Annotated in this window: 9 protein-coding genes and 2 pseudogenes; 4 read left to right on the forward strand and 7 right to left on the reverse strand. The window is 58.0% G+C overall.

All coding sequences use genetic code 11. From position 1 onward, the window contains the following. Positions 1–731: IS66 family transposase (gene tnpC, locus NKJ91_RS27175; RefSeq protein WP_352457972.1), on the forward strand; the 731-nt coding region annotated here is incomplete at its 5' end. Positions 732–932: 201 nt separating this feature from the next. Here tnpC and NKJ91_RS27180 read toward each other — a convergent pair. From NKJ91_RS27180 to NKJ91_RS27195, 4 genes are all read right to left on the reverse strand, one after another. Continuing rightward, positions 933–2,702: a phospholipase D-like domain-containing protein gene (locus NKJ91_RS27180; RefSeq protein WP_352457973.1), complete on the reverse strand. Its 1,770-nt coding sequence runs from the start codon at positions 2,700–2,702 to the stop codon at positions 933–935. Between the two features lie 2 nt (positions 2,703–2,704). Next, entirely contained in the window at positions 2,705–6,301 is a 3,597-nt protein-coding gene (locus NKJ91_RS27185) for a DEAD/DEAH box helicase (RefSeq protein ID WP_352457974.1), read from the reverse strand. Positions 6,302–8,186: 1,885 nt separating this feature from the next. After that, positions 8,187–8,885 carry a thermonuclease family protein gene (locus NKJ91_RS27190; protein WP_352457975.1) on the reverse strand — a complete coding sequence of 233 codons (699 nt, stop codon included), beginning with the start codon at positions 8,883–8,885 and terminating at the stop codon, positions 8,187–8,189. A gap of 123 nt (positions 8,886–9,008) precedes the next feature. Beyond that, a complete protein-coding gene (locus tag NKJ91_RS27195; RefSeq protein ID WP_023680062.1) occupies positions 9,009–9,281 on the reverse strand; it encodes a hypothetical protein in 273 nt (90 codons plus the stop codon). Positions 9,282–10,203: 922 nt separating this feature from the next. Here NKJ91_RS27195 and NKJ91_RS27200 point away from each other — a divergent pair. Then, positions 10,204–10,482: pseudogene (locus NKJ91_RS27200) on the forward strand (integrase core domain-containing protein); the annotation flags it as partial. Positions 10,483–10,605: 123 nt separating this feature from the next. Here the strand turns inward: NKJ91_RS27200 and gmd are convergent. The 3 genes and pseudogenes from gmd to NKJ91_RS27215 all read right to left on the reverse strand — a co-directional run bounded on the left by gmd (position 10,606) and on the right by NKJ91_RS27215 (position 12,983). After that, positions 10,606–11,676: a GDP-mannose 4,6-dehydratase gene (gmd, locus tag NKJ91_RS27205; protein WP_352457976.1), complete on the reverse strand. Its 1,071-nt coding sequence runs from the start codon at positions 11,674–11,676 to the stop codon at positions 10,606–10,608. A gap of 192 nt (positions 11,677–11,868) precedes the next feature. Next, positions 11,869–12,134 (reverse strand): annotated as a pseudogene (locus tag NKJ91_RS27210) (nodulation factor ABC transporter ATP-binding protein NodI); the annotation flags it as partial. A 486-nt stretch (positions 12,135–12,620) separates the two neighbouring features. Beyond that, the gene (locus NKJ91_RS27215) at positions 12,621–12,983 is read right to left on the reverse strand and encodes a hypothetical protein (protein ID WP_352457977.1); all 363 of its coding nucleotides are present in this window, start codon (positions 12,981–12,983) and stop codon (positions 12,621–12,623) included. A gap of 244 nt (positions 12,984–13,227) precedes the next feature. Between NKJ91_RS27215 and NKJ91_RS27220 the strand changes: the two genes are divergently transcribed. Both NKJ91_RS27220 and NKJ91_RS27225 read left to right on the forward strand, forming a co-directional pair. Then, entirely contained in the window at positions 13,228–13,383 is a 156-nt protein-coding gene (locus NKJ91_RS27220; protein ID WP_352457978.1) for a hypothetical protein, read from the forward strand. Between the two features lie 395 nt (positions 13,384–13,778). Then, positions 13,779–14,768 (forward strand): nodulation protein NodZ, encoded by a 990-nt coding sequence (locus NKJ91_RS27225; protein ID WP_352457979.1) that lies wholly within the window; start codon positions 13,779–13,781, stop codon positions 14,766–14,768. Positions 14,769–14,865 lie beyond the last annotated feature (97 nt).

The following is a 14,865-nucleotide window of genomic DNA, read 5'->3' on the forward strand; positions in this document are numbered from 1 at the left end:
ATGATCGGCCCTTTGGCGGCAGTGGACCGCCCATTGTTGTCTATCGCTTCGAGGACAGCCGCGCCGGCGAATGTGTTGCCCGTCATCTGGACGGCTATCGCGGCATCCTGCAAGTCGACGGATACGCCGCCTATAACCGGCTGGCCCGATCCGATCGGGGCAATGACGGCGTGATGCTGGCGGCGTGCTGGTCGCACGTGCGGCGCAAGTTCTACGAACTGCATGCCGCAGGCTCCTCCGTTATCGCCTCGCAGACGGTGGCGCAGATGGCCCCACTGTGGGCCGCCGAGGAGGCCGTACGCGGCCAGGACCCGGCAGTACGGATTACTGCGCGTCAGGAGAAATCCGCCGCCATCGTTGCCGCTCTCTTTGCGCTGTGGGAAAAGGAGCTGCCCAAGCTGTCGGGAAAATCGAAGCCGGCCGAGGCGATCCGCTATGCACTCGGCCGGCGTGCCGCGCTCGAGGGCTTCCTCACCGACGGCCGCATCGAAATCGACTCCAACACCGTCGAGCGCGCCATCCGGCCGCAGACAATTACCCGAAAGAACAGCCTCTTCGCGGGCAGCGACGGCGGCGGACGGACATGGGCCACCATCGCAACCCTGCTGACCACCGCCAAGATGAACCAGGTCGATCCGCACGCCTGGCTCACCCTGACCCTCGAGCGCATTGCCAATGGCTGGCCAAACAGCGATATCGACGCCCTCATGCCATGGAATTACCAGCGCTGAACGGCCTCAGCTGCCCGCTTACTTTCGACCGTGGGGGGTGGTTTGTCAAACGGCAGCTATCCGCACCGCGGAACCCGAAAGCGGACCGCCGCAAACGACCACGAGGCTGTCTTTCCGCTTTGCGCCGCATATCGGTCGTTTATACCTACGCGGATATTCGGACATCACGATGTGAGCTCGCGCACCATCGTTTTCTTTAGTTTAAAGGGAGCTTCCACTCGCGGCGTTTGGGAAGATACTCTCGATGCGGCGCATCAGATCGGTGGCAATGCCGGAACCATTTATGTGCACTCCGATCTCCGACTGTGGAAAATCGTCGGCGGTCCGAGCGGAACCCCAGTTTAGACTGGTTACTGCGATGTCATCGTCGTCCCACGCGAGAAACTTGCCGTGCAAAGGCGGCTTATCTAACCGAACCAGCCGAAACCCGTTTTCAGCGGCCTCTTCCGCGAGAGTGCGGGCGTGCCGCTTCTTCAGTGGGCCAGAAGCGATGCTGTAAAGAAGAGTGATGTCAAGCTCAGACGCTCGTGCCATTGCAGCTTCTGCCTGAATGATGAAGCCAGGTCTTGCGGTCGATCCTAAGCGATTGCTGCCAGCGAGTACCTTCCGAACTGCCATCCCGCTTCCCGTCCGCATAATGACATCATGATGGTCGCCCAGGATCAAGGTCGCTATCGCGTTCCCCTCGACGCTTGGGAGGCGTCTCAGGTTGCGCGCCAGGAATGACATTTCCGTCGCAATGTCGTCCGAAAGGCCGCGTCTACCGGCCATACGCTGCAGCGCGACTGCCACGTCCGCAACCACCGATTGTGTCCGGAGTACGACGGTCAGTTCGACTGCCCCGAAGGGTGAGGAGAACCAGTTGCATGAGCCGATCGCGGCCAGCCAGTCGCCGTCCTCGTTATCAGCCAAAAGCAGTTTGGAATGCGAGCCGGTGCTTCTCATATGAACGCGGAAGCGGCGTCCGATGTCGGGATCTTCGCGCACCATGCGCGCAATCTCAACGGCAGATAGGGCATTCTTGCTTTCCTCGTCTTCACCGAGCTTCTCGGCACCCCACAGCAGATCGAAATCGACTCCGCGGACACAAGCCATACGGATCTCGGGCATCAGGTCCCGGAACTTCCTGTGGTCCAGAAACGTGGAGTGAATGATCATTCGGGAATTAGCAGAAGCCATCAGCTGAACTAGCAGCTCCCTATGAGCGCTTCCGCCGACGATGAGATCCTGCGGCCTGAAATCAATGCGGTGGCTGGTTGGTGCCTCTTCGATCTCGGCAATGGGTCCCTCGTAGGCTACCGGGATCGTGGCATTTGCACCGGGCAGCGAAGCCACTCGCTCGACGATCCTTCGCAGCTTGCTCGAGGCGCTATCGGGAAGATTCCGGATGACTCCGTCTATCACCCTGATGAGCATGTATTCGGATCGCATTGAGGCGGTTCGACCGTCGACGCCCGCGAGCTGTTCATCGAACCCCTTTACGGCAATTTGCGATAAACGTGCGAGATTAGCCTCGTGCGAGACCACGGGTCCTCCTCCTTCCACAACGATTACCCGTTTGTCGGGGTCGCTATCGGATTCGAGCCCGGTTCGTGACGCGACTCGAACTTGGCCTTGAGGAAAGTAATCTCCAGTGACCCTTTCGATGACGAAGCCGACGCGCTTGGTCTCCCTCTTGGGAAAGAAAGGTAATGGTTTTCCATCAAGAATCGCATCGCGGCCATATTGGCTTGAGACGAACTTGGCGGCTCCGCCAACGATAGAGAGCTCAACGAGGCGGAAACGCATAAGGCGAGATAGGGCCGCCACGATCACCTGTTTCTTGAGCCCCGATTCAGCAACCAAATCGGCAACGCTCGCAGCGTTTTGGTTCACGGCCCAAAGAACGGCCTCTTCCACTACGCTCCAGGCGCGTCCTTTGTCGATCGTAACTCCACAGGATAGGCGGAATACCGGAATGGCTATCAGCATCGCTAAGAAATCCCAACGTCTTTGGGAAGCATGCGCGCAGCTGGAATCGGACGATCGGGTTCACTGACCGATCGTTCGAGCAACTCCTTGATGACTTCGTCGATTGTTGTGAGAAAGGAAAGGTCGTGGTCCAGTGCGTCGGGATTGACACCCCTCACTGCTTCCCGCAAAAACGCCAAACTGCCGACAACCACAAGTTTCGATTTTGCGCGGCTCAGAGCAACGTTCCATCGACGACGGTCACGTAAAAAGCCTAATGCACTTGCTCCGCTTCCGGAGTTGTTTCTGACCAGCGAGAGGATGACGATATCCGCCTCGTTTCCTTGGAAGCCGTCGACAGTGTTCGCCCAGGATCCGTCTGCGGCCGCTGGCACAAAGCCAGCGAGATGCGCCAAAGCCCCCGCCTTGATCGCCCCGTCGATCTTCTCGTTCAGTTTTTCCACCTGCACTTTGTAAAAGGACAGAACCGCTAGTGACGGGCTATTTTCGTGCCTATCCGGACGGTCTGGGTGGAGACGCCGCAGGACTTCTATGACCGCCCTGACTTCCGCCGGATTGTGGAAGCGCGGGCGATAATGTTCGTAGCGGGATCCGGAGCCGGTCGTACTGACATGGGGGAAATCTATCAAGGTCACCGGTGAACCAGGCAGGTTTTTGCAGCTGAACCCCACAGGCGCTCCCTTGGCTTCCTCTTCCCGACTTGCCTCCGTCAATAGGTCGCCATCGTAGAAGGCTCGTGAGACAATTTCAGCGATTGCTGGATCCATGCGCCGTTGTTGTGTCAACGTGGAGGAGATCGATCGGTGCCCCGCATTCACAATTGCGCGCCGTTTGTCTTCTACGACTACAGCACGGAACGGCTCGAGGAGCCGTAATCCAATGTCTGCGATTTCCCGCAAGTGTCCTTCGTCAGCCGCAATCTCGTTTAGTTCGGCCAGTTCTCCGTCGCGCATGAGAGGGCCGACAAACTGTTCTGCGATTTTAACGACTTCGGCCACTCGACCATGATCGATCAAAATTTTAGTGAGACGATCCGCTTCAAAAGGCGGCAACTGATGATGGTCGCCTATAAGTAACCGTCTCCCGGAAAGGGACAATGCACCGACAAGTTCGGGTCCGATAGCTTTGGCGGCCTCTTCCACCACTACCCAATCGAACTGGTCCCGCGCCTCCACGAGGCGTTCGACGTCCGCTGAGTTCAATGTGGAAACGACGATGTTGGCAGCATCGAGAACCAAGCTCGATACGGCGTTGAGTCCAGCTCGTTCATCTCTGTCTGAGGCATCGGCCGACTGGACAATCCGGCCAGCGGCCTCCGCAAGCGTGATGATCCTGTCCCGCGTCGACACTGGCAAGTGCTGGGCGAGCCGACTTTCGGACAGGAGACGCAAGATCGTCTGTCCCGTGTTCTGAACGTCGGCGGCGCCGGCCTTTCGGTCTGGAGTGGACGAGCGTGCAACGATGAGGTCGAGCCTAGCTTCGGTGAGAGTCTCCTGAATCTTCTCCTGCAGGTGATCCAGAGCATCGTGTCCTTGAGCGGTGACCAGCATTCGGGTCGATGCGTCTTCTGCAAAACGGCGTCGCACCACCTCCGTCGCCAACTTAGTTTTACCGACACCCGGGGGGCCGACCACGAAATAGGACGGCAACGTCTCCCATAACGCAGCAAGACTCGAACGTTTTGGCTCGTCTAAATCCATCAGGTGAATGTCATCAGCGTCTTCGATGTCTATGGTGTCGCGACTGGATCGGCGAACGCGCCATGCGTCGTCAAGCATCTCGGCTAGGTCCACACGGGTGGAAAGGCTCTTGATAATTTTTAGCCTTCGGATGATCTGGTTTTCGGTGCCCGCGTCACGCTCGGTCCTCAAAAAGAAGGCCTGCCCGTTAGTCAGATCTTCATCGGTTTCGAAACGGTATGCGTGTTTGCCGTTTACCTCTTCGACCTGCGTGAATGTTGCGGCGACGTCTTCCCTTCGGCTAGCTCCAAGGCTGACGGCCTGCGAGAGACGCCACTTTCCTTCCCCTTCACGTTGATCATCCTCAAACAGGCGCTTGAGGGAGGTGTGCGTGTCGATAAGGCCGATACGTTTCGCGACTTGGTCACGATCATTCTCGCGCGCCCCACGCAACAGGACAGAATGTCGGCCTGCATGAGACTTTTCTTCTAGAATCTCAACTGGGTAGACTTCCAGCGCCTTAACCACCGATTCAATGACTTGGACAAGCAGTAGCGCGCGTCGGATCAAGTCCACTCGAGTTCCTGTGCCGCTCACAGCCCGACTTGACGCAAAGGCACTCCAATCGAGGGCGTCTGGTCCGAGCCTAGCACGGGTTTCCTGGGCGTGACGTGCAGCGCCTACGACTTCGATGGGCTGCAGCAGTTCATGCTCCTCTTGTTCGTGAAACGACAGCCCTTCAGGGCGTCGTTCGGCTGTGACGCATGCGCCGATGTCCCAGGTAGCCGATCCGTCTTGCCGAAAAGGGACTACGACATACCGCATGGTCGCGGTGATCAACTGAATTTTGCCTGTGCCCGGTTCGAATTCTCGCGGGGCCAGCAAAGTCACGCCTCCATCAAGGTCAGCTCGAACCCATTCGAGCTGCCGGCGATACTCATCGACTGCGATCTGCCCTTCTGATAGATCGTAAACTGCCTCGCCCAATTTCGACGCAGGGGTGAACATTAGCACTAGAGTGCCCGCACGCGCAGTTCCCGATCGCCCCACTTCCGCGATGACATCGTCGATGGCGCGCGAGATCGATTGGGAGTCGAGGTGGTCGGTTCGCGACGGCGCCGCTAGCCGCTTCAGCAAAACGCGTTCGCTGCTACTTAACGATATTGGCGCGGGTAGTTTGCCAAGACTATAGAGCTCGCCGGATGGGCGTATACCAGTGTCGAGCATCTGACCAATTAGCCGCCCTAGCGCTTTCCAATCCTCCTCAAATGAGTATTTCATCGGTCGTGTAGATGCCGGCTTCCCAGACACTTTGGCGTGTTTAATACCTGGAGTGTCCTCAGCTACGCGCAAGCTCCATTCAAACCCGGTTAGCTGAAAGTCGGGTTCTTCGGCACCTTCGGTCATAATGGCGTTCGGGTCGATGTTGCCGTGGACCAGACCTTGCGCGTGGACGATACCAAGCGCCCAGACCACCCGCCTAAAGTTCTGCCAAAACAGTGATCTTGCTCGTACCGCGCCAAGGTTTTTCAGCCAGTGCTGGTTCGAAACACGATCCCTCTTGAACAAAAGGGGCTGACCGGCATGCTCCAACAGGACGGCAAAATGCTCTTCGTCTTCGACGAACTCAATAACATCGACGATAACGTCCCTTGCGCCGGAGTAGGACATAACTCGCTGCACCTGACGCATTTCATGGACCCATAGGTCTCTCAGATCAGTGTCGGCCTCTGTACCCGTTTTTCGCCATAGCTTCAGATTGCGTTCGTAGCCCGTCGCTTCGTCGAATACGGCGAACTGAGCCGGTCGCAATGCCTTACTATCGCCGGCAGCCATAGCTTGGTCTTCGAATGTGAACCGCGACTCAAGAGGCGGTAGGCGCTTTTTCTTCGTTATCTTTTTCTTGGCAGGTTTTGCCATGCGTCCCCCCAAACCTCCTTAGGCTACGATAAAAGCCACCGCGACCGTGGTGGCCGAAGTAGAAACATCATGGGACTTTCACAATACCATCCTGCGGCGCGAGAGTGACGTGCTTGCAATACTGGTACGAAGGTCGGTGCAAATCGTGCGCAAAAACGGCGACAGATTTGGGCGATCCGCTTCTTCCTGGATCGCGAAGGCCGTTTGCGGGACCCGCGTTGTTCGATCTTGCAATCGATAGCAAGGTGCGTGGCTGCGATCTTGCGAAGATCAAAATCCGCACTTTGGTTGTCGGTCCTGAAGTCCGAACTCGTGCGATGGTAGCGCAGTAGAAGGCTGGGCGGGCCGTCCAGTTCCAGTTGATGACCGATGCGCGAGTAAGTCTACTAGCCTGGCTAGAGCGGCCGCAACGGATCGGTGGACGACTACGCCTTAGGTTCGGCAGATTTGGATTCTCAAGTGCTAGTTGGCTCCAAATCCGCAGCGTCTTCCAAAGGTCGGGGGAGATATCACCTAGATCTGCATGTTTGGTTTGAGCGAGCGCTCGGGCCTCCCCGTCAGTCTCGAGCGAGACGTCATCCAGGCGCTCAACTGCAACTTCAATGCCCGCTTTACCATAGGCGTGGCGGAGACATAAGGCGAGCGCAAGACGCGACTGGGATAAATACCCAGCAGCAGATGAGGCCGCGGAAAACACTGATTCAGAAGTGGTCAACTAAATTTTCCCCGAATCAAAAAATAACCATTCCTTCCGCTGAAGCAATAGCTGGCATTGGTTCCCCTCAATTGTTTTCGGCGTTCAGGGTGGGCGAAAGATGTCGGGCGCGGCAGGGCTTGTGTCCTCTCACTGCCAGCGTCACTCGGATCTCTCACTAAGGATAACGGTGCAACTTTGTTTCGACGGCGTTCGCAAGAATTCTACGAAATTGTCGAGCCTGTCTTCACATGTGCGATCACAAGAGGGCGACCATGAGGAACGCTCGCGGTATCTTTTCGCGGCCGCGATCACAAGTGCCCATTGGTCGAGAGGCGGCAGGTTAGGAGGCGTACAGACGCTGGTCGAGGAGAGCCGGTTACACCGCTTGCGCATCCAATGCAGGACGCCGAGTGCCACACGAAAGGTGCGTTCGTCCCGGCAGTAGATCAGCGGAGGGCGCCCGTCGAGTTTGCCATCTACTGATTGCCTCACGACACGCGCGGCGCGATCTCCGAAGAGCTCCCTGGCTTCACTATCCAATTTCGACCGCCATTCTGTCGCGACGCGTTCCGCATGCCGCGACTCTGCGAATTGCCTCAGGGCCTCTTGAGCCAGCCCAAGGCCAGTGGAGTTCCCCTCGGCGAGGTCGAGCGGAAGGATTCCACCCAGATCGGCAAGCGGCGTGCGGAGGAAATCGGCAAGATCCGGCCCGTCCAGGGCCTGTTCCGCACGCCTGATCATCGATTGCCGGCGTCCGCCAATTCAGCCGCCCGTTTGGCATTGGCCTTCGCCTCGGTCTCGGTTTTCCGGGAGATCGCTTCCTCGATGGCGCGTGCCGCCTGCTACACCTGTCGTAGACCAATCGCTGCGGCCGCAATCTCTAGGGCCCAGGCACCACGGTAGGTCCACTGGCCATAGCTTGCCAGCTTTTGACTCATCACAGTCTGCATTTTACTCGCCCCCCCGACAGGGCAACATCACGCCTTGATCGCCTGTCAGCATACACTGAAAAATAACTATGTTAACGATTTTGAAAGTCTTGGTTAAGGCTTTTTCTGCCCTTCAGATATAGAATACCTCGTCAAAACATGGGGTTAGCAGACCGCGCCGCCCATGCATGGTCTTCGTTGGATCGGTGTAAGCGGAAAGCCGAACAGGCCGTAGCGCGCTTACTCCGTTACATTTCAGCTAGCAGAGTGTTTCGCAGGGGATCCCATCCTTGTCGCGATCGAGTTTTCCGCCCCATGAGCAGTTTTGCAGGTACCAGTTGGCGTCGTCGCAGGAACCGATCTGCTTGCACGTTCTCCGCGGCTCGCAAGAATAGCCGCTCTGCGCGACCAGCTTACGGCTGATGATGCCCAGCGGGCGACTCGACGGCGCCGCGCCGTCGGCGTGCGCAGCGCGCCATTCCCAGGGTGCCTGAAACGTCCCGGCCCACAGGCCGATCTTTGAGGCTTGGGCTTGCGCCTGCTGCCCCGCATAGGCGCCCTGGCTGTAGTGAGGCCAATCCAGCGCCTGGCCGTGCTCGACCATCCAGGCGGCCACGCCCGCGCCGTCGGCGCGCCGACAATCGCCGACAAAGCGGTGGTAGCGGTCCCACGTTACGAATGTGCATTCGAGTGGCCTCGACGCGGCCAGGAAAGTGTCCAGCGCTTCGGCCGATCGCCGGCCGCAAGGATACTCGGCGCCATTCGCATCGCGGCACAGCTGCCGGCTCTCTGGCGCGTCGATGCCGTTGAAACGGACGCGCTGGCCGTGGATTTCGATCGTATCGCCGTCAATGACGGAAGCGACACCGGTAAGCGAGACGGGCGCCGCCCTTCGTGGGCTGGCCTTTGATGCATCGTCGCTACGTTGCGCGCCCGACGGCGCCAGGAAGGCGGCCACTGCCGCCGCTGCCGTAAGACCGAGCATTGCCGGCACGCTCGCAAGTTGGCGCCGCCACAGCTTGGCACCGGTGGGTCTCTGCCACCGATTGGATCGATATTTGCGGTATGGCCTGCTCATCCGCTACGCCGACCAGCCCGGCCATGCGCTGTCGACCATGGGCAGGCCGGCGCAATAGTAATCGTCAAGGAACCGCCCGGTGGACCGGTCGCGGCAGCGCCAGATAACGCTGTAGTTCTGGCCATAGAATTGGTCCCACGCGACGCCATAGGTTTGTGGTGGCGGTGGCCGGTAATATGTTCCGCCTCCATAGCCGTTGTTGGCAGCGACACCCACAGCTGCGCCGCCGACAGCCGCGATCGCTATGCCTGTCGCGACAGCATTGTCGGTTTGCACAAGCCTGGTGCACTTCTCTGCTGTTGCGCCCCTGCGCACTAGAAGGGCCGCTACCCGACCACGATACTGTTCGTCCGTGCTGCTGGCGAGAACGTGACATAGCGCAACGGTATTCATTGCCGTGAGATCGCTGTCCGACACGACAGTGCTCGTAGAGCAGCCGCTGACGCACAGGGCTGCACTTGCGATGAGTGCTCCAATTTTCATGTGAATTCCCCCAAACAAATATTGGGGCGAGTCCGACCTAGAAGTCCAGAGTTTTGTTTTTCACATTGCTACGATTCACAGCATGCTGCGGCCAGCTGGCATCCACTGCAGCCAACCCTTCCGCCGGTCGTTGACTGATGCTGGGTTGATCTCAGCCACTCCAGAACTTGCCCGCTGGCTCAAAACCGGCGGGCTTTTTTCCGCGACGCCGGAATGCTCTATCTCGACGCATGTTGTGGTACATCGGCACGCCGTCATCGGGCCGTGCCGTTGACCAAGGTGGTCCCTCCGCCATGGTCGGCCGGCGCAGCCTTGACCGTCCGCGCGGGCCATCCTAATCAAGCCCGCTGGCTTCGGTCGGCGGCTTTTTATTTGATCCCCGGCGCCGTCGGCTTGGATCTAGATCCTCGCCAGTGCCGGATTTGAAGGTAAGCTGCGGCGGTATGATCGCACTTCGCGCGGGACGGACCATTGGCGTGCAGCAAGAGCGCCGAGTTCATTCGGCCGAGATTCTGCACTAGGCCGAGGTAGGTGAAGGCAGATAGCTATCCGGTAATCGCTGAGATATTGGAGATAATGTTCCGCCATGGAGGTGTGTACCAGTATTATAAGTTTCCAAACTTCATGTACGAACGCCGTGGACGAGCTGCTGTGTGCGCTTGCCGTAAATCGCTTCCGCGAATTCACAGTCAGAGGTTGGCTAGGACCCTAACGCAAGAGCTTCAACGGCCCCCTTCGCGATGAACTCCTCAACGAGACGCGGTTCACGTCCCTGGCCCAGGCCCGCGCGAGGCTCAATGTATGGCGCGCCGATTACAACGGCGCGCGTCCGCACTCGCACATCGGATGGCAGACACCCAACGAATTTGCATCGACCTTCAACCCGCGACGGTCGCTCGGGCTGCGCAACGTGAAACGCTCCGCGCCAGCACCCGTCGCTTCCACCGCCCATCAGGGCAAATCCACTCCCGGAACCGAACTCACGACTGGATAAAATTTGGGGAACCGTCAGGGCGGCCATAACTTTGCAGTCTTCAGACGCGAGGCGGCCTACAACAGCGCTGCCCACCATGCTTGTGGCCCGCGACCCACACGGCTTTTCCCTTCAGATCGTACATTATGCTTCCTTCATTATTACCGATGTCTGCATGACCTTGAGGTCTTCCCGCACCATTTCCGCGGCGAGCTCGCGCACGGATGTCTCATGCACCCAGCCGAGCTTCTCCTTCGCCTTGGTGGCATCGCCCAGGAGAAGATCGACTTCCGTGGGGCGGAAGTAGCGTGGGTCTACCTGGACTAGGCATCTGCCGGTCTCGACATCATAGCCCTTTTCGTCGACTCCCTCACCACGCCATTCGAGCTCGACCCCGACATCTTCGAAAACCCATTCGACGAATTGGCGGACAGGGGTCGTCTTGCCCGTCGCCAGCACGTAATCATCCGATTGATCCTGCTGCATCATCATCCACATACCACGCACGTACTCACGCGCATGGCCCCAATCGCGTTGAGCATCGAGATTGCCGAGATAAAGCTTGTCCTGCTTGCCGAGGTAGATAGCAGCGGCGGCGCGGGTGATCTTGCGCGTCACAAAAGTTTCGCCGCGCAGTGGGCTTTCATGATTAAAGAGAATGCCGTTGGAAGCGTGGATACCATAGCCCTCTCGATAGTTGACCACGATCCAGTAGGCGTAGAGCTTGGCGGCGGCGTAAGGGCTGCGCGGATAAAAGGGCGTTGTTTCGTTCTGCGGTACGGATTGCACGAGGCCGTAGAGCTCTGAAGTCGAGGCCTGATAGAAGCGGGTCTTGTCCTTCAGACCGAGGAGGCGGATCGCCTCAAGAAGTCGCAATGTTCCGATACCGTCGGCGTTTGCTGTGTATTCCGGCGTTTCGAACGACACCTGGACATGGCTCTGAGCGGCCAGGTTGTAAATCTCGTCTGGCTGGGATTCCTGAACTACTCGGATGAGATTGGTCGCATCAGTGAGGTCACCGTAATGCAAAATTAGGCGCGGATCGGGATCGTGCGGGTCTTGGTAGATGTCTTCGATGCGACCCGTGTTGAAGGAAGAGGAACGTCGCTTAATCCCATGAACGATGTAGCCTTTTTCCAGCAGAAGACGGGTAAGATAGGCACCATCCTGTCCCGTTATGCCCGTAACCAGAGCAACTTTCCTGTTCTCGCCCATTTTCTTCCTGCTCTATGGTAGTTGAAGTTTCGAATCTGGCTCGCCACACCGCCAGCAAACTGCGGCCCGCCTCATACCCTATGGTAGGATTTCGACAGATGCGGCGCGGAGCTCGTCATTGACAGTGTCAGCCAGCAAGCACACCTGCTCCTGCTTCGAGGCATAGCAAAACAGAGTCTCGCCGCTAACCTACCTAAGTCGCACATGCGGCCTGAGTGCCGAACTCGGCTCACGGGGTGAGCGACATAGATTTCAATCACGTCCCACCCGATTTGCTCATCAATCAGCGAGTGAGGACGCCCTTCTGGGATTCTACGTCCGTTCTCAAGCACGCACAGTCGGTTGCATAGCCGCTCCGCTTCTTCCACGAAGTGGGTGGCCAGTAGAATCGTCTTGCCCTGCGCCAACAGCGCACGTAGCTGTTCCCAGATAAAATGGCGAGCATGTGGGTCCAAGCCACACTAGAACTCCACCTTCCCTCTTTTGCGCTGACCAAGTAATCTTTGCCTGCTTCAACGTCTTCTAATGGAAATTGTTTTGATCAGTGAAATCGATTGTTTGGATGAGGTGCATCCATAAAATGGATTGTTTGACAGGGCAGCGCGGCACCATCGGCGGCACAAAGTCGTGGGCGCGAGGTTTCGCTCCGCGCGAAGACAAAGTTCGTGTCAGTCGGGGGCTTCGGGCGAACCGCACATCTGAGACGGCGGCGAAAAGCGCGGGTAGGGCATTGCGTATTGACCTGCATGAATTTCGGGAGGCGAGCCCGAAAACGGTGGCTGGGCTTCAACGATGGGCGGGACGAAGCGACCATCAAACTGTGTTTCGTACTGTAGGCGATCGCAGTGCGGCGAATTTGAACGACTGCCTTTGCCAGCCCTCGCCATCGCATCGGGCGAAGGTCGTAGCCTCGTTTCCCGGTACCGAAGATCTTCTCGATCCGACTACAAATTCTGTGGATCGGTTGGTTCCAGGCGTCGAGCTTTCGGCCTCGTCGCGCCCCCACATAGCGGTTGCGACGATGCGCGGCCTTCCACCCTTGGCGCGCACCGCGTTGCCTCGGCAGGCGCTGTCGGCAAACACTTCGCCGGGATTGTCGGGCAGAGCATCAGGAACGGCGTTGCCGTCCTCGGTGTGGGCGCCGTGACGGCGATCTCCTCGACAAGGGCCGTATCGGCGTAGGCACCGAATTGGGCTTTGAAGGAATGAAACGCTGGTCGGCCCTTGTGCTTGACCCAATGGCCCTCTTCATCATCTTCGCTGGCCGAGGCGATGATCGCCGCATCGATAGGCGTGCCGATCTTCACCTGGATCGCTGAACTGCCGGGCGATCTCGGCGAACAACAGGGTCATGAACCTCAAGGGCCTGTCGAAAACGGACGAGAGCGGGTTCGCACAGGTGTCGGCTCTGACACCGACCCGCAGAACCGTCGCAACGATCCTCCACATGGCTGCAGACGCCAAAATTCCTCTCTCGGCCATCGTCGCACAGCATCGCGTGCCAGTCGCTCAGTCCAGCCGGCTCGAAAGCTATCCGGCAGGAGTTGCGCCATGTTGGCGCACCTGAAAGCGTCAGAGGGCGCCGTGTCGCATCTTTCGATGGGACCGGACGCTATGATGGCCATAAATGACGTGGATGGCCTGCGCCTGACATTCGACGGCTGGCGGGTCCTGCACATCCGTCCTTCAGGAAACGACCGCAAATGACATGTTGCGTTGAGGCAGTTAAGAATTGGACTTGAAACAGGGACTTTGTGGACTGCCTCGACCGGCTGTTTCGCTTAGCAAAGCGCGGCCCCACGTCAGCAGAGGCTCATGGTCAAGGAACGCCTGAGTATCCATCACATGGATGGGCCACATCCACGCAATCAATTTTACACATGTCGCCGCGCGCATTAGAGAATGTTGAATTTAAACCGGAAGCGAGTGCACCCGGCGTCAAGATTTGCGAGCGTCACAGAGATAAGGATGGGCAGTGCTGAGGGAGCTCTTCTGCCCCACGGCGCAGCCTCTACCAAATCGTCCGGCGTCACGGTCGACTAGTGTCGATTAAGGGATCCCAAGCCAGATGCAACCTCGTCTCTGAAACGAGATTTCCGAAAATGCAGGTCAGTGGATTGGTAAAGCGCAGGTTCGTCGTCTCTCAGAGGCGTACGGGGTTCGGTGATTGTCTGTGGTCGCTGGCGGCCGCTTGGCGCTACGCTCAGCGGTCGGGACGAACGCTAGCCGTCGACTGGCGCGGGTCCTGCTATCTCGACCAACCCTTCACAAATGCCTTTCCGGTGTTCTTCCAACCGATCAATGACATCGCTGGCGTACCGGCTATTTGCGACGACCGGATCAACGACTTTTCCTTCCCGGGTCCATTCTTCCCGGAGTGGTGGAATAGGCCAGCGATCGACTGCCTTTACCGCCCAGATGAGCAGATTTTCCAAGAGCGCGACGAGTTGGGCGAGCTCTTTCAGGCCGAACACGATGTCGAAGCGAACACAGTAGTGTGTGACGCTTGTTTGATGTGGCGCTGCGATGAGGATGCCGAGCGGCAGGTCTTCCAGAGTGTCAAGCCTCGGTCTGAAATTCAAACACGCATAGATGCCATTTACCAAGAATGTTTTGAGGGGCACAGCATCATCGGGGTTCATGTTCGACATGGTAACGGTGAAGACATCATGGACCATGCGCCCTACTGGGCCGATCCGGAGTTCGCCGTTCGACAAGTGTGCACTGCGGTTGATAAGGCTAAAGCGTTACCGCACCCCAAGCCTGTGCGGCTGTTCTTGTGCACGGACAGCGCGCAAATCCTGGATCACCTGTCGGCCAGGTTTCCCGATCTTCTCACCGTCCCCAAGCATTTCCGATCCGATCAAGACGGCCCCTTACACACTGCAGCACTTGGGATTGACGGCGCAATTTCCGCCCTCGTTGAGATGTATCTTCTCGGGCGCTGCGATACCGTAATTCGGTTTCCTCCGACGAGCGCCTTTACACGATATGCACGCCTTTTCGTACCACGCGTAATTGAGTTCGATCTGAAGGAGCCAAGTCGTTTGATTTTGATAGAAGACAGCCAAAGAATCTCTGGTCTCAGTTAAGACCCGCCACCTGCACAATTCGGCGGATGCAACCAACAGGCATAGTTGAATGTCCATTTCTCATCGAGGCCATGGAAGCGTCGTACGATACCGATAG

The sequence above is a fragment of the Mesorhizobium sp. M0040 genome (assembly GCF_040323505.1).
Classification (GTDB): domain Bacteria; phylum Pseudomonadota; class Alphaproteobacteria; order Rhizobiales; family Rhizobiaceae; genus Mesorhizobium.